The 17855-nt window shown below is 36.3% G+C and carries 12 protein-coding genes; all 12 read left to right on the top strand.

Annotated features, from left to right (window positions below; all coding sequences use genetic code 11):
* Position 1: 1 nt before the first annotated feature.
* On the top strand, positions 2–2251 hold the full coding sequence (locus BM121_RS03725) for a glycosyl hydrolase family 95 catalytic domain-containing protein (RefSeq protein WP_091481358.1): 2250 nt from the start codon (positions 2–4) through the stop codon (positions 2249–2251).
* Between the two features lie 73 nt (positions 2252–2324).
* Entirely contained in the window at positions 2325–4127 is a 1803-nt protein-coding gene (locus tag BM121_RS03720) for a cache domain-containing sensor histidine kinase (protein WP_091481355.1), read from the top strand.
* A gap of 4 nt (positions 4128–4131) precedes the next feature.
* Entirely contained in the window at positions 4132–5616 is a 1485-nt protein-coding gene (locus BM121_RS03715) for a response regulator transcription factor (protein WP_091481353.1), read from the top strand.
* A 12-nt stretch (positions 5617–5628) separates the two neighbouring features.
* Positions 5629–6294 (top strand): YesL family protein, encoded by a 666-nt coding sequence (locus tag BM121_RS03710; protein WP_091481350.1) that lies wholly within the window; start codon positions 5629–5631, stop codon positions 6292–6294.
* 12 nt (positions 6295–6306) lie between these two features.
* A complete protein-coding gene (locus BM121_RS03705) occupies positions 6307–7656 on the top strand; it encodes a DUF4340 domain-containing protein (protein WP_091481347.1) in 1350 nt (449 codons plus the stop codon).
* 595 nt (positions 7657–8251) lie between these two features.
* Entirely contained in the window at positions 8252–9286 is a 1035-nt protein-coding gene (locus tag BM121_RS03700) for an ABC transporter permease (protein WP_091481346.1), read from the top strand.
* A 21-nt stretch (positions 9287–9307) separates the two neighbouring features.
* The gene (locus BM121_RS03695) at positions 9308–10192 is read left to right on the top strand and encodes a carbohydrate ABC transporter permease (protein ID WP_091481343.1); all 885 of its coding nucleotides are present in this window, start codon (positions 9308–9310) and stop codon (positions 10190–10192) included.
* A gap of 50 nt (positions 10193–10242) precedes the next feature.
* The gene (locus BM121_RS03690) at positions 10243–11931 is read left to right on the top strand and encodes an ABC transporter substrate-binding protein (protein ID WP_091481341.1); all 1689 of its coding nucleotides are present in this window, start codon (positions 10243–10245) and stop codon (positions 11929–11931) included.
* Positions 11932–12292: 361 nt separating this feature from the next.
* Positions 12293–13723, top strand: a complete 1431-nt coding sequence (locus tag BM121_RS03685) for an ABC transporter substrate-binding protein (RefSeq protein ID WP_091481338.1) — start codon at positions 12293–12295, stop codon at positions 13721–13723.
* 86 nt (positions 13724–13809) lie between these two features.
* Positions 13810–14754 (top strand): carbohydrate ABC transporter permease, encoded by a 945-nt coding sequence (locus tag BM121_RS03680; protein ID WP_091481335.1) that lies wholly within the window; start codon positions 13810–13812, stop codon positions 14752–14754.
* 21 nt (positions 14755–14775) lie between these two features.
* Entirely contained in the window at positions 14776–15606 is an 831-nt protein-coding gene (locus tag BM121_RS03675; RefSeq protein ID WP_091481333.1) for a carbohydrate ABC transporter permease, read from the top strand.
* Between the two features lie 93 nt (positions 15607–15699).
* A complete protein-coding gene (locus BM121_RS03670) occupies positions 15700–17727 on the top strand; it encodes a beta-galactosidase (protein ID WP_091481330.1) in 2028 nt (675 codons plus the stop codon).
* The last annotated feature ends 128 nt before the right edge of the window (positions 17728–17855 follow it).

The raw sequence follows: 17855 nt of genomic DNA, 5'->3' as shown, positions 1-17855 counted from the left end.
CTTGCACCAATTACCTAAACGCGGGATCTGGACGGATCAACCTGCTTCTAAATGGGAAGATGCTTTAGTAAGCGGTAATGGTAGTCATGGGGTGATGGTATTCGGTGATCCAGTGCATGATACGGTCATCGGCAATCATTGCCGGCTTTATTTACCACAAGGTAATAGTTATGATTTACCAGATATGGCACCATACTTAGAAGAAATGCGAAAGATAATCCGAGAACAAGGATATGAAAAAGCTATTTCCTTTTATTATCAAAAGGCGAAAGAACTCGGCTATCAGGGATTAACGATGAGTGATCCATCACACCCAGGTTTCCATATGCATATTGAAACCGATCACCAGAAATATACGGATTACAAACGAAGCATCAATTACGAGACAGGGGAGCTTAGCGTCTCCTATAAAGTAAACGAACAGTCATATGTAAGAAGAACCTTTGTTTCGCAAGACTGTAATCAAATCATCCATTATCTAAGCCCAGGTAATTACACGATAAAGTTAACAGACTATCAAGATCCCAAAATGAGCCAAACGAGTATGATGGATCAGCAAACGATTCATACTCATTTTGATTATCGTTATAGTGAAGCTGGATATGATGTGTTAGTTGACGTGATTGCGGAAGGTGTAAAACCTCTTTCCAAGGCGGTCGGTTTTGAAATAAACAGCGAAAAATCGGTCCAGATTCGAATGGAGATTGTGCCATACAAGGAGAAATCAGAGCGCAAGATTATTAAACAATCGTTAAGCTCTTCTGAAGATTATCCTACTCTTTTTGCTAAACATGTGTCTATTCATCAGGAGATGTTTGAACGAGTAGAGCTAACTCTGGCGACAGATCAAGAACGTCAACAACAGATCTGGTCATTAGTAGAACAAGCAAAACAGCAAGGAAAGATCACACCTGTTTTGTTGGAGAAAATGTATGATGCTGGTCGCTATATGTATATTTGCAGTGCCGGAGAATTAACACCAAATTTACAAGGAATCTGGACAGGAACGTTTGACCCTCCATGGAGCGGGGATTTTACCTTTGATACCAATGTTGAGCTATCGATTGCGGCTGCCCTATCCAGTAATTTATTAGAAGGATTGGAAGGGTATTTCGGCTTAATAAAAGAGTTAATGCCAGGCTTTCGTGAAAATGCACAGAAATACTATGGCGCACGCGGTGTGATGGCAGCTATCCACTCCAGTAACTGTGGTAAGCATGTTCATTGGAATCAGGAATGGCCCTTACATTTATGGACATGTGGTGCCGGTTGGTTAGCACATTGGTATTATCAATATTACCGTTTTACCGGTGATAAGCTGTTTTTACAACATGAAGTTGTGCCGTTTTTAGAAGATATTGTCCTGTTTTACGAGGACTTTCTGATTGAAGATACAGACGGGCCCTATCGTTTTACCCCTTCTTATTCAGCAGAAAATGGAGCGGCCGATAATGCAACACAGGATATAGCAGTAGCGAACGAAGTATTAACCAACTTAAGTGAGGCTTATCAAATTTTAGGTTATCCGCAAGAAAAGGTAAAGAAATGCCGAGAAATGAGAAGTAAAATGCCTGCTTATCAGGTAAATGAAGATGGTGCCTTAAAAGAATGGTTAACTTCGGAAAAAGGAGAAAATTATAATCATCGTCATTTTTCTCACTTGTATCCTGTTTTTCAAAGCAGGGAGTTCAATAATGAAACAGACCCAGAGATGTGGCAAGCGGCAAGAACGGCATTTGATAAACGTCTAGAAGCATGGTTGTTAAATGAAGATGGGGATACAACTTCTACACATGGCCGAATGCACTCTGCATTATGTGCCACCCAATTCCATAGACATGATCTAATTGAAGATATTTTCCGTCTTTTGATTGATCATAATTGCTTTTATTCGTCCCTAATGATGTCCCATTATAACGAGCAGAATGTGTTCAATGTGGATGGCAATGGGGCTTTACCACAAGTCGTTCATGAAATGTTAGCGGACTTTAGTAATGGCAGGTTGACATTGTTAGGTGCCATTCCGTCTTCCCTACCAAAAGGAGAAATCACAGGTATCCGCCTGCCAAACCAGATGATCATTAACAGATTGAAGTGGGATACAGAGGCAAAACACCTCGAGCTACAAATAATAAGTCAAATCGATCAAGAGGTAAAGCTGTATTTTCCACTTTATCCAGAAGTCGAGGAACACCATCAGCGTATTTCGTTACAGCAAAATAAACAAGTATCATTCGTAATAAATTTGTAGAAGGAGCGTATTGAACTGAACAGAGAAAACCTGGATAATAAATAAATAAGTGCTGTGACAGGGGGGATAACAAATGTTTCTAAAGAAAAAAATCATGTCTTTATTTGACTATTTAAAAGTAAAGCATAAATTGTTAGGCATTTACCTGATTGTCACAGCGATACCTATTCTTTTGGTTGGTGCATATTTGAACTATAGTACGAGAGATATTGTATTGAATCATTCATTAAGTGAAGCAGAATCGAATGTGGATAAGCTTGAATTGCGATTACAAACTATCTTTAATCGTGTGATAAGTATTGCGGATATGGTTTATATAAATCAAAATATGAAAGAGTTGTTGGAAAATGATTATGAGTCGACATTAGAAATTTACAATGCTTATAATCGTTATCCGGTGTTTGATGATTTCCTGAAATATTATGATGAAATTGAAACAATTCAATTTTTCATGAACAAAGATATGATAACGGATTCACATTTTATTTATGCGGACTCAATAGTAAAACAGGAAAATTGGTATCAAGAAGCAGTCTCCAAAAGTGGTCGTTTATCATGGGTTTACATGGATGATTATTGGACTGGACAGGAATTATTAGCATTAACAAGAGCGGTCTATGGTCAAAGTAATGATTTATTAGGGGTATTAGCTATTTATGTCTCCCCGGATATGCTGAAATCAGTAGTAGAGGGAGAACCATATCAAGCATTTATCACATTAGATCAAGAAACAATCGTATATAATACAGAGCGTGAATATATTGGAGAAAAAGCCACTTTTTTTACTCAAGATGATGAGCAAATGGGTAATTACGTTATCGATACAGATTTTCAAGAAGAGCATGTCAAAATAAATGTGCACGACTTTCAACCTGATAAATCATTAGATAATAGTTTTCAAGTATCTTCTGTTATTCCCGTTGATGAAGTAATGAAGGAACCAAATGCCATCTATGTACGAGGTTTTTTAGTGATTATTGGTGCTTTGACGGTATCGATTTTTTTAATAGGTATCTTCATAAGAAGTTTCCATAAACGGATTCAGCAATTAAGACAAACGATGTTTCAAGTCGCAAAAGGTAATTTCCAAGTTAACAAGCATATAAAAGGGCGCGACGAAATCAGTGAGGTCTACCGAGATTTAGCAACCACTTCCGAGAGTGTCCAAAAAATCATTGATGAAGTCTATATTCATAAAATTAAAGAAGAAACATGGAAGCGCAAACAAAAAGAAATGGATTTTAAAATGCTTGCAAGCCAAATTAATCCACATTTTCTTTACAATACATTAGAGATGATTCGGATGAAGGCGATTTTAAACCAAGACCCGGAAGTTGCAAAAATCGTAAAAATGTTAAGTAAAATGATGCGGTCCTCATTAGAAAGAACAGATCGCCCAGTACCTATTACGGAAGAAATTGCTCTAATGCATCATTATCTAGAAATTCAGATATTACGTTTCGGTGAAAAATTCAGCTATAAATTAGAAGTGGAAGATGGAGTAGAAGACTATTATATTTTTCCTTTATTGATTCAGCCCATTGTAGAGAATGCAATTATCCACGGTTTAGAGCCAAAGGAAGAAGATGGGTTTGTTAAGATAACGATGGAAGAAGAAGATCAATATATTCAGGTTGAAGTAAAAGATAATGGTGCTGGCATGCCAAAAGCTAATTTAATAGAAATCAGAGAGCGTCTTAACGATGAAGATTACTATTCTGATGGCAATCGTATTGGCTTACACAACGTACATCAACGACTAAGGCTGTATTACGGAGATAAATATGGGATTGAAATGGACAGCATTGAAGGATTGGGTACCACGATGACTCTTAAAATACCAAAAATAAAAAACGATCAGCATGAGAGGGGGTAGATGAATGTTAAAGGTATTGTTTATAGATGATGAACCATTGATCAGAGAGGGTCTTACTTCCATTATTGAGTGGGGTAATTATGGTTATCAAGTGGTAGGAACAGCGAAAAATGGTAAAGTTGGCTTAGAAAAAATAAGAACATTAAGACCAGATGTCGTGTTTGTTGATATTCGAATGCCAGGCTTAAGTGGAATTGATATGGTAAAGCAAGCGAAGAGTGAAGGTTTTCCATGTAAATTTGTCGTATTATCCGGTTATTCCAATTTTTCTTATGCACAGCAATCGATTCGTCTGGGGATGGAATCCTATTTGTTGAAACCAATTGATGAGGAGGAATTGATACCACTTATACAACAGCTTAAAGAAAAGTGTATAAGTGAAAACTTGCTGCATTCACAAATACACGAGTATGAGACAATGACAGAGTATGAAGAGTGGAAGGGATTTTTACTAGGAAGAAAAAAGAGTGATAGCTGGTTGAAACATGATCAGAATGAGACTTTCCATATAGCTAGTGTCACATTTATTGAGAATCCGGAAAAAAGCTGGGTGGAGGGCAAGCTAGATACGGATCGACTTTATAAATATTTTTGGATGGATCAAGTAATGTATCTTTTATTTAAAAATAGTGATATTGCTTCTATTAATCGGTTCTTTCAATCAACAAGCCGGTTAATGGCTGCCAAACAACATCAGTTTCAACTTATAGAAGAAGGTACAACCATTGAAAAACTACCAGAAATCGTCAACCAGATTAAACAATTGCAAGATTTACACTTCAGTTATGGAAACACAACGATTCTATCTAATAACAAGCTTATTGCAGAGAAGTCTGGTTTAGCACAAGATTGGGTGAAGGAAGTATGTCGTTCGATTGAGTTTGAAGATGATAATAAACTAGATAGCTATTTTGAAGAAATCGAAAGATATTATCAGGCAAAACAATATCAATCACCACGAATTACGGCTGAATTAATTGAAATAACGAAAGATATTTATACGATATTATCTAAAGCAAACACAGATATTCATATACCGTCAAATGAAGAAATGGCAAGTATTATCTGTGCGTCTCAGACATTACAAGAACTGTTGTCTTCGTTAAAGGATCAACTAAGCAAAACCGCTTCTGAAATTAATGGGTTTGCTTGTAATGCAGAAAATACGATTGAGAAAATTATTGAGTTTGTCGAGAGGTTTTATTATAAGGATTTAAATTTAAAAGTTATAGCTGATTTGTTCAATTACAACCGCTCTTATTTAGGTAAGAAATTCAAGAAGCAAACAGACAATTATTTTCATCATTATCTGGACATTGTCAGAATGGAAAAGGCAAAATATTTCTTAGTTGAAGAAGATTTGAAAGTATATGAAGTATCAGAAAAAGTGGGTTATTCCAATAATGATTATTTCTATAAGAAGTTTAAAAAATATGTAGGCGTTAGTCCGAAAGAGTTTCAGAAAAAACATCGGAAACAACACGCTTAAAGGGGAATGTCTATGGCACAAATAGTTACAGAAAGGCCATTATATATAGCTATTCAATATTTTTATTATTTTCTCGTCACCAATATTCACTTTATGCTGGCAAATTTGTTATTTTTACTAGCTTTTGTTTTTGTGGAAATGTCAGTGCAGAATATCATTCTTTTTTATATTGCGTTATTGCCGGCAGGACCTTCCTTTGCTGCATTATACGCAACTATGGGAAAAATGATTCGCAAACGTGATCTAAGTCCAACAAAGGATTTCTGGAAGTATTATAAGAATAACTTTGGTATTGCGACAAAATATTGGCTGATACAGTGGACGATTATGTCGATTTTGATTGTGGATATGCATTACGCTAGCCAATATCTTGCAGTATTATCTCCGGTTTTTTTGATCTTATTAATTTTCCTGCTGTTTGTCATGCTTTATGCTTTTCCTATTATGACAAGGTTTGAGGTGAAATTAAAGAACCTGTTTATTGTGTCGGTATATGCGATATTCCGTTTCTTTAAAACGACTTTATTTCATATATCGACATTGGTATCGCTCGCGATTATCTACTATTTTGCTCCTAGCATTACCGTCTGGTTTTGTATGAGTGTAGCAGCGTTTTTTATCATGTTTAATATGAGGAAGTCGCTTAAGTTGATGGAACAAGAATTGGCACAAAAGTGAGAGGGATGTAATATGAAGAAAACCAGAACATTAATATATGTGCTCATAAGTATTGTTGGACTGTCCGTTTTGTTATTTTTATTGGTGAATGCTAATCAAGACACAAATGACACGGACGAGGATTCCACACAGCTCATTGAGCGATTTGAACAGATAACCAATATTGACGTGTTGGCAAGTGAGAATACTTCTTTAACGAAAACGGAACAAGGCTGGCAAGTTGTTGATGCAGAGAACGAAGTAGACACGAACAAAATGGATAGCTTTTTGTTAGCGATGGAAGAGATGACAGGAGAAGCAGTCGAAGTGGATAAAAAGAATGTCAATTTAAATTTTCCGAAAGTGGTCGTTTCGTTTACTGATCAGGAAGGTGAGACACAAAAAATTGCTGTTGGTCAAATGCATGAACAAGGTGAACAATATTATGTTGAACATCAAGAAAAAGAAACCATTTATTTGGTGGATCGTTCATCGGTTGAAATGATACCACTGCAACGTGTAGCGTTACTGAATAATAAGATTTTAACGGTCACTTCAGAAGATGTCACAGAAATGAAGATAGATAATGGAAAAGAAGTAATTCAGTTGAGTAAAGAGTCTCCTTTTTCTGAGAAAGAATCATTAGCACATATAAGTGGCTGGTATATGCATAAACCATATCAAAATGTTTATAGTGTAGCTTTTTCCAACGCAGAGGAAATGGTAGTTGGTGTTGATGGAATCGAACAAGTAGAGACCGTTAATGGGGAAGGGGATTATGGCTTCGCGGATTCTGACTTTTCTATTGTATTTTCAAATGGAGAAAAAGACGAGAAACTAGTAGTAGGTGATCCGGCGGCAGATAATCAGTATTATGTTAAGGTTGAGGGAAAAGAAGAAGTGTATACGATACCTACGGATTTATTGGATCCATATAGTCATCAGGCCTATGATGTGATTGATCATTTTGTTCATATTGTTTCACTCGAAGTAATAGACGAACTATCAATTGAGACACCGGAAGATCAGGTAACCTATACAATGGAACATGAGGAAACTGCGGAAGATGTGGTAGAAACAACAGTTTTTCGTGAAGGAGAAGAACTGGAGACTGAAGTCTTCCGGGATGATTACAAACAATTAGCTGGGCTGACCTTTGATGAAGTATATAATGGGCAACAAGTCGATGAGGAGCCGGAAATAATAATAAGCTATCTGATCACAGATGAGAACAACGAAACCATTGAGAATACAATCGAATTCCGAGCAATATCGGATACACACTATGCAATAATCAAAAACAACAGCAACCAAATCGACTTCACCATCGAAAAAGACAAGCTACAACAAGCGATAGAGTGGACGATACAAGCTGAATCATAGTGTATCTAATTAATCTAAGTTCACATATGGGAGATTTATAGGTTATCCTGATATAACTGACAAATCTTAGCTCATGCAAGGATGAATTGTTCATTATCTTGATATAACTGACAAATCTCATCTGATTCAAGGAAGATTTGTTCATTATCTTGATATAACTGACAAATCTCATCTGATTCAAGGAAGATTTGTATATTATCTTGATATAACTGACAAATCTCATCTGATTCAAGGAAGATTTGTATATTATCTTGATATAACTGACAAATCTCATCTGATTCAAGGGAGATTTGTATATTATCTTGATATAACTGACAAATCTTAGCACACTCATAGAAGTTATTTCTGCTAAACTTCTCGTAAGGTAGTGTGTTCTATTCACCAAGCTATATTCGGAGTATTCGTGTATAAAGAACCTGTTTCGAGAAATGAAGCGGGTTCTTTGTTTTGAAACCGGCACGCTAATCCACCTCTCCTTTTTACCGGTTTTTATGTCTCGTTTGTCATGTTTTTTAAGAAAACGGTTTCTAATATAATAAAAGTAACTTAAAAAAACGCTTTCAATAAAGGGTTGACAGGTTAGGAGAGAGAAAAAATGAGTCGAATCAACAATGCGGCAGAATCACAACCGAATCTTCCTGAGTCGAACTCACCTTTACAAACACCAGTGAAGCCAGGATTTTCTTCGCGTAAAGGAAAGAAACGAGCACCAAAACCAGGCAATAAGGGCTTCTTTCAAAGGTTGAGTAAACAAAAGGCGTTATTCTTAATGTCATTTCCTTTTGTGATTTGGTTAATTATTTTTAAATACATTCCAGTTGCTGGCTGGGTGATGGCTTTTCAAGACTATAAGCCACAATCAGGTATTTTTGATCAAGAATGGGCAGGGTTAAAACATTTTAAAGATCTCTTCAATGAACCAATGTTTTATCGAGCATTAGAGAATACCTTGGGGATGGGGATCTTAGGACTGGTATTTGGTACATTATCAGCTATTGTTTTTGCCTTACTCCTTAATGAAGTTAGGTTTTTAACTTTAAAGAAATGGACACAAACAATATCTTATTTACCCCACTTTGTATCATGGGTAATTGTCGCGAATATTGTAATCACCATGCTTTCACCAGAAGGAATTATCAACAATTTGTTAGTGGATACAGGTATTCTAGACAAACCGCTTAACTTTATGGCTCAACCAGATATGTTTTGGGGGGTTGTAACAGCTGCAGATGTATGGAAAGAGACAGGATGGAACGCAATTATTTATTTAGCAGCAATGGCTGGTGTTGATCCTCAGCTCTATGAAGCAGCAAAAGTAGATGGCGCAAGTAGATGGCGCCAAATGTGGCATATTACATTGCCAAGTATTCGTCCGGTTATCATTGTATTACTTATTTTAAATATTGGTAACTTAATCAATATTGGTTTTGAAAAACAAATGCTGTTAGGTAATAATATAGTCGCCGAAAAGGCCTTAGTTATCGACTTATATGCATTAGATTATGGTATTGGAATGTTCCGATATTCATTTGGTACCGCAATTGGGATTTTTAAATCCGTTATTAGCGTTATTCTCATTCTAATATGTAACGGCTTTGCTAAACGAATTGGTGAAGGACGTGTATTCTAGCAGAAAGGAGTGCTTTATCTGATGAAAAAAAGAAAATGGACGAAATTTGATATAATATTGACTATTTCTATGCTATTCATGATTGTAATAACGTTATATCCATTCCTTAACATCTTAGCGATTTCTTTAAATAATGCAGTAGATACAGCTAAGGGTGGAATTCATATATGGCCCCGAGACTTTACATTTGCTAATTATCAAGAGATTTTTGGCAGTAACGATAAGCTACTTCAAGCCTTCTTTATGTCGATCTTAAGAACAATAGTGGGAACCATTGCAGGTATTATCGCAAGTACAATGCTTGCTTATGTGTTAAGTAGAAGGGATTTTGTTTTTAATGGTTTGGTAGGTTTATTACTAGTATTAACGATGTTTATTAGCGGTGGCTTAATTCCGGAATATATGTTAATTCGCCAGTTAGGATTAATTAATGATTTTGGTGTTTATATATGGCCGATGCTCATTTCAGCATTCAATGTTATCATTATTCGATCATTTATGGATAACCTGCCTACTGCATTAGAAGAATCAGCCAAAATGGATGGAGCGAATGATTTTGTGATCTTTACTAAAATTATTATTCCATTATGTTTACCGGTTATCGCAACGATTGCTTTATTTCTAGCAGTCATGCAGTGGAACAGCTGGTTCGATACGTATTTATATGCCCGAGGTAGTGAGGCATTAACAACATTGCAGTTTGAGTTAATGAAGATATTAGACAATGCAAATATTTCAAGTGGAGATATTACATCGCAGAATGCCGAAGTAATTGCAGGTCAGACCAACCCGCAATCGATTAAAATGGCGATTACAATTATCGCAACTGTACCTATTTTAATGGTGTATCCGTTCTTGCAAAAATATTTTGTAACTGGGCTCACGTTAGGCGCAGTTAAAAGCTAGGTATTAATGAAAAATTAATATACAAATTTATTAAAAACGGAGGGGAAAACATGAAGAGAAAGCTATCCATTTTATTATTATCCTTATTATTCATGTTTGCAGCACTTTTCTTAGCGGCTTGTAGTGACGATTCTGATACAGACACAAGCAGTGAAGATGATGATGCAACAGAAGAGAATGAAAGTGATGAGCCACTGACATTGACATTCTTTAATGCAGATGGGGAAGAAAAGTCATTTGACGATCCCGTGGCGCAAAAAATTACTGAAGAGACTGGCATCAAATTGGAAATGGACTATCCCGTTGGTGGGAATGACGAATCTATTCCGTTAATGATTGCAAGTGGAGACTATCCAGATTTAATTTTTGCAAAAGGTGATATTGGAAAGCTAATTGAAGCTGGTGGTGTCATTAAATTAGATGAACTAATTGAAGAAAAAGGTGACAACTTAAAAGAATTGTATGGTGATCAACTTGATCGATTACGTAATTCTATAGATGATCCAAGTATTTATAATGTTGGTACTTATGGTGTTGAAGAAGCTCGTTGGGAAACAAGCGGTACATTCCAAGTTCAATTAGATGTACTTCGTGAATTAGGTTACCCAGAGATCCGTACATTAGATGATTTTGAAGATGCTATTACGGAATATTATGAAAAGTATCCAGAAATAGATGGCCAAAAAACAATTCCATTATCCCTATTAGGCAGCGATTGGCGCTGGTTAATTACTGTTGGAAACCCAGCAGGATTTGCAGCAGGGATACCGGATGATGGGCAATGGGCAATAAATGATGAGACTGGTGAAACAACTTACAAATTCTTATTACCAGAATTAAAAGAATATTTTAAATGGTTAAATGGTATGAATGATAAAGGTTTACTAGATCCTGAATCATTTACACACACATATGATACCTATATTTCCAAGCTTTCATCTGGTCGTGTATTAAGTATTGCTGATCAAAGTTGGAATATTGGTGACGCAGATGCAGCACTTGTAGCTGATGGGAAAGAATGGAAAACATATGCACCATTACCGGTAACCATTAATGAGGAGTACAAATCACAAGGTCTAAAAGATTATGGTTTTGCTGGTGGATGGGGTATTTCCATTTCATCTACTAGTGAATACCAAGAAGAAGCTTTTGAATTCCTGGATTGGATGGCATCTGAGGAAGCACAAATCTTAACTAACTGGGGAATTGAAGGCGAAAATTATGACGTGGTAGATGGTAAGCGAGTGCTACAAGAAGATGACCGAGAACGTAAGAATACGGATGCTGACTATCCAAAAGAAACGGGTGTAGGGTATTATTTATATCCATTTCCACAATGGGGGAATGGTGCTGTAGATTCAAGTGGTCAACCAATAACACCTGATTCCGAACAAAACATTATTGATAATTTCAATGAGGCCGAAAAAGAAGTTGTAGCAGAATATGGTATGGAAAACTGGACTGATTGGTTTCCACCAGAAGAAGACTTAGGTATGTCTAATCATGGTGCTGCAGCAAATTATACCATTGAATCTGGAAGTGAATTAGAGATCATCCAACAAAAAGCAGATGACTTAACAGAACAACGAATTACACAAGCTGTTTTAGGTGATCCAGCAGACTTTGACGCATCATGGGATGCCATGATTGAAGAGTTGGAAGCAATGGATATTGAAAAAGCGAATGAATTAATGACTCAAAAAACATTAGATGTTATGGAACTTTGGGGCACAAAATAATATCGTATCTGATGGGCCTGATACCACATAAGTGGCATCAGGCTTTATCTATTGATGTGATAGGAAAATGTGTTTTTAATAAATTTAGTAAAAATGGATGACTATCTAGATATTTGTTGATGTAATTTTGGCGCACTATTTCTTTGTTAATGCCTTGAAATGAGCTTTTTACTGATATTTACATACCAAAAAAACTTGAAAAACTAAATATCTAGTGATATTATAAAATTAGTTCAATCGATGAACTAAGCCAAAAAGGAAACCGGTTTCCTGGTTGATCAAAGACTCTTTAATATTTTAGAGATCTGATTGTTTATTTTGTAAATAAAATTAATTAAGTAAAGAAAATAGGAGGTTAATAATGATTAAATCATTTTCAAAATGGACGTTACTATTATTAATTAGTGTGAGTTTACTGTCTGCATGTAGTTCGAATGAAAGTAGTGATTCGGATACAACAACTCTTACTTTTTGGAACAGATTACCTGAATTGAGTACAGATTTTGAAGCGTTTACTCAAAAATTCGAGGAGGAGAATCCAGAAATAGACATTGAAATCGAGACATTAGGTGCTTCTGGTAATCAACAATATCAAACTGCCATTAAAAATGAAGAATTACCTGATATTTTTGTAACTGCTAATGTCACATCGATGAAAAGTTTGGTTGAGCAAGATTTGTTGCATAATTTGAATGATGTAATTACACCAGAAGCTAAAGAGGATTTTTATCCAGGTGTATGGAGTGAAAACTTTACTACAATCGGAGAGGATATTTACCAACTTCCACTTAACTCTGGTAAAAGTTCTGTATTAATGTACTATAATAAAAATGTTTTAGAACAATATGGTATCTCAGAAGATCAAATTCCTAGTACATGGGATGAATTACTTAAAGTAGGTAAAGACATATATGATGAATCAGGCGGAGGGGTGTATGGACTAATAATGGGAGCTGAAGCTACTTGGTTATCTGATATGACTATTAATCAAATGGCAACGAACATTACACCGGATGTACACCCATCTATTGATGTTGCACGTCAAATCAACTACAAAACAGGAAATCCTGACTTCCTCAATGATGGAAATGTTGAAACGATTGAATATATTAAGCAGTTAATGGATGAGAACGTTTTATCTCCTGCAAGTGTTGAATATGATGAACCGACAGCAATAGCAAATTTTGCCGCGGGTAAATCTGCCTTTTATTTCGATGGAAATTGGGCTGGATCTGTATTGGTTAATGAAGAAGAGGGACCAGGTTTTGCAGAATGGGGAGTAGCACCTATGCCTACAAAAGATGGTGGAGCATATTATAGTGACATGGTTCCTAAAGAAGGATTAATGGTATCGAATAATACGGAACACTGGGATGAAGTACAAAAATTCTTGAACTATTTTATTGAACATGGATATGAAGAAGTTATTATTAAGTCCGGTGCTCATGAACCTCCTATGGATATAGAAGTTAGTGATCCACCTTTTGAACAGTATAATAAATTGAATGAAATAAATGCCCAAAATAGTATTGCTACACCTAGTATTTATGAACAGAACAACAAAACTATTGATTTCATTCAAAATTACCAAGCAGGACTATCTTATAGTGTTGGATCCATTTTAGCAGGACACTTACAAGGTGAAGTTAGCGATCCGACTACTGAGCTTGAAAAAGCCCAAGAAGAAGCTCAAAAGGTATTTGATGAGAATGTTGAAAAATCTGAAGATGTTAATCAATCAGATTTTGTTTTTGATGATTGGGTACCGTTTGAAACTTATACAACAGAATAACTACATTATTCATTGCTAAAACTAAATAGGACGAGCATTTTAATTATGAAACTCGTCCTGTTTATTTTGAAGAAAGGAGAAAAAGTATGGCTAGAAAAAATAGCAATCTATCGAAAAGTATTAAAAGTAGACAGATGTGGGCATATATATTTATATTACCCCAGGCAATTGTGTTCCTACTTTTATCATTGTATCCAATAGTCATGAGTTATGTTTACTCGTTTTATTCCTGGGATGGAGCTAGTCCATTAACAGATTTCGTAGGATTTGAGAATTACACAGAATTATTTTACTCATCACGCTTCTGGGGAGCTCTTGTTTCTACCATTATTTATATGTTTGGTACAACTATATTAGGTGTAGGAGCATCGTTAGTTTTGGCCATTATTTTGAACGCTAATAATATGAAGGGTAAAGCGTTTTACAGGACCATTTATTTTATACCAGTTGTAGCTACAACTGCTATAATTGGTGTTGTTATGAAAAATATTTTTGGTGTTGACGGGTCTGTTAATCAATTAATCCAGTCTGTTGGTTTGACTGAAAAACCAATTCCGTGGTTAAATACATCCACTTTAGCAATGACACTGCTTATCGTTGTGGGTACGTGGAAAAACCTAGGGATAAACATGATTTACTGGTTATCAGGATTACAATCTATTCCTGCAGAATTATATGAATCAGCACAGTTGGATGGAGCCGGTTTTTGGAAAACACTGTATCATATAACCCTTCCGTTATTAAAGCCAATATTATTGGTAATTCTTCTTCTTTCAGTAGTAAGCGGAATGAATGCGTTTGATTTGGTGAAAACACTAACTAACGGTAATCCATATCATACAACGGAAACATTAGATTTATATGTGTTTAATTATGCATTTGGAGGAGGAATGACTGGTTCTACTACTAGAATGGGTTATGCTTCAGCTGCAGGTGTCATGTTAGGCATGTTCACCTTACTAATAAGTGGTATTTTTGGGTTGATAACAATGTATTACCAAAAAAGAGAAAAAAAAGAAGCAAGTAGATAAGGAAAGGAGAAGAATGAGAAAATGATTATTTCAAGTAAACTAATTAAAATATTAATTCATATGATTCTTATCTTTATTGGTTTAATATGGATATTTCCATTTATATGGATGATACTCGGTTCTTTGAAAACGAATACAGAGTTTATGATTTCAGGTAACCCAATACCAGATGGATTTAACTGGGAAAATTATTCTAGAGCATGGATCGACGCAAATTTTAGTGCTTACTTTTTAAATACAGTCATCATGACTGTTGCAACAGTGATAATAGTTGTGTTTTTATGTTCTTTAACCGGGTATGCACTAGGTAGAGTTGATTTTCCAGGTAAAAAAACGATTTTAGGGATTGTAGTAGGTATAATGTTTATTCCTAAAGGGTATACAATAATACCTCTTTACGAATTGGTGGATCAATTAGGACTCACTAACTCATTGTTTGGTATTATTTTAGCCGAATCATCGGGAGCGCATACTCTATTTGTTCTTTTATTCACATCATATTTCGCTACTCTACCAAAAGAAATGGAAGAAGCGGCTATTATGGATGGATGTGGCTTTGTTAAAACCTTTTTTAAGGTTATGCTTCCGTTAGCTAAACCAATTATGGCAACTACTGTGATCATGCAATTTATTTGGACATGGAGCTCATTCTTAATTCCGACCGTTTTAACAATTTCGAAACCCGAGTTACGAACATTAGCAGTTGGAATGCAAAATTTTGTGGGACAATATTCAACCGATTGGGCAGGTATGGCAGCAGGTGCTACTATTTCGCTTTTACCAGTATTAATAGTTTTTATCTTAATGCAAAGATACTTTATCGAGGGTGTAGCGGGTGCTGTAAAGCAATAAATATATATCGAAATAAAAACACCTTCGAAGAACTAAAACATTGGGCAATGTAATAAAAATAAAAAGAAGGATTCAATAAAAGGAGGAAACGAAATGATCAACGAAAACTTACCTAAAATATGGTATGGAGGAGACTATAATCCAGAACAATGGGATGAGGAAACAGTTACGGAAGACTTGCGAATGTTTAAGTTAGCAGGCATAGATGTGGCTACCGTTAATGTATTCTCATGGGCGCTAAATCAGCCTGATGAAAATACATATGATTTTGCCTGGCTGGATGAAACGATCGATCGTTTATATCAAAACGGCGTATATGTCTGTCTTGCAACAAGTACAGCTGCACACCCAGCGTGGATGGCGAAACGTTATCCAGATGTACGTCGAGTCGATTTTGAAGGAAAAAAACGACAATTTGGTGGCAGACACAACTCTTGTCCAAACAGCCCGACATATCGGAAGTACGCAGAACGAATCGCTGACAAACTGGCAGAGCGCTACAAAGATAACCCATCTGTGTTAATTTGGCATGTTTCCAATGAATATGGTGGTTATTGTTATTGCGAAAACTGTCAAAAAGCTTTCCGAGTTTGGTTGAAAGAAAGGTATGGAACGCTAGAAGAAGTAAATAAAGCGTGGAACACACGTTTTTGGGGTCACACTTTTTATGAGTGGGATGAGATCGTTGCACCCAATGGTTTAAGCGAAGAGTGGCAAGGCGGACAAAACACCAATTTCCAAGGTATTTCACTTGATTATCGCCGGTTCCAGTCAGATAGTTTACTGGATGTGTACAAACTGGAAAGAGATGCATTAAAAAAACATACACCAAATCTTCCGGTAACAACCAACTTAATGGGGCTGTACCCAGAACTTGATTATTTCAAATGGGGAAAAGAGATGGATGTCGTTTCATGGGATAACTATCCAACGATTGATACACCAATGAGTATGACAGCAATGACCCATGATTTAATGAGAGGGCTCCGCAGTGGTCAGCCATTTATGCTGATGGAACAAACGCCAAGCCAGCAAAACTGGCAACCATACAATGCATTAAAACGACCGGGAGTTATGCGTTTATGGAGTTATCAGGCGGTAGCACATGGTGCTGATACAGTGATGTTTTTCCAACTGAGACGATCACGAGGTGCTACAGAAAAATACCATGGTGCTGTTATCGAACATGTTGGTCATGAACATACCCGTGTATTTCGTGAGTCTGCGGAATTAGGACAGGAATTAAGCCAATTAGAGAATAAAATTATTGATAGTCGTGTCAATGCTCGTGTTGCGATTGTCTTTGACTGGGAAAATCGTTGGGCGATTCAATTATCAAGTGGACCTTCGATTGCACTTGATTATGTAAAAGAAGTGCATAAATATTATGATGCCTTCTATCAACGTAATATTCCGGTAGATATTGTGAGCGTTGAAGAAGATCTAAGCAAGTATGATATCGTGATTGCCCCTGTATTATATATGGTGAAGGAAGGACATGCTGACCGATTGAAGCAATTTGTCAAAGACGGCGGTACTTTTGTGACAACTTTCTTCAGTGGTATTGTCGATGAAAATGATCTTGTCACTTTAGGAGGCTATCCAGGTGAATTACGAGAGTTAGTGGGGATTTGGGCAGAGGAAATTGATGCATTGGAACCATCCCATTCCAATGAAATTGTCATCGAGGATACTGTTGGATCCCTTTCAGGAGAATATAAATGTAATCTTTTATTTGATTTGATCCATGCAGAAGAAGCGGAAGTTCTCGCAACATATGGATCTGACTTTTACAAAGGAATGCCTGTATTAACGAAAAATAACTATGGAAATGGTGAAGCATACTATATAGCGTCCAGTCCTGATCAAGCATTCGTTCAAGACTTGATTGATACTATAAGTGCAGATAAAAACATAGAAGGGGAGATGTCATCTGCAGAGGGGGTTGAAGTGATCGCTCGCGAGAAGAACGGTGAGAAGATACTATTCGTGATGAATCACAACAGCGAACCAGCAACCTTTGATACAGGTGACTCCAAATGGATCAATGCCCTGACAAGCGAAACATACCATGGTAAAACTGATATCAAAGCAAAAGACACCTTAATTTTAACAGTATAAACCAGTGCAAAAAATCCTGTCCCGTGTCCGATTGAGGTCAAGGGGCAGGGAAATGTATCAATTGAAAGGGAATTCGAAAGCTGGACACAGAAGAAGTTGTGGAAGTAAAGACTTTAGCTCTCCAACAG

It is taken from the genome of Gracilibacillus orientalis (assembly GCF_900114645.1).
Taxonomy (GTDB): Bacteria; Bacillota; Bacilli; order Bacillales; family Amphibacillaceae; genus Gracilibacillus; species Gracilibacillus orientalis.
The sequence above is the reverse complement of the archived record's forward strand: the minus strand, read 5'-3'. Positions and strand labels throughout refer to the sequence as shown.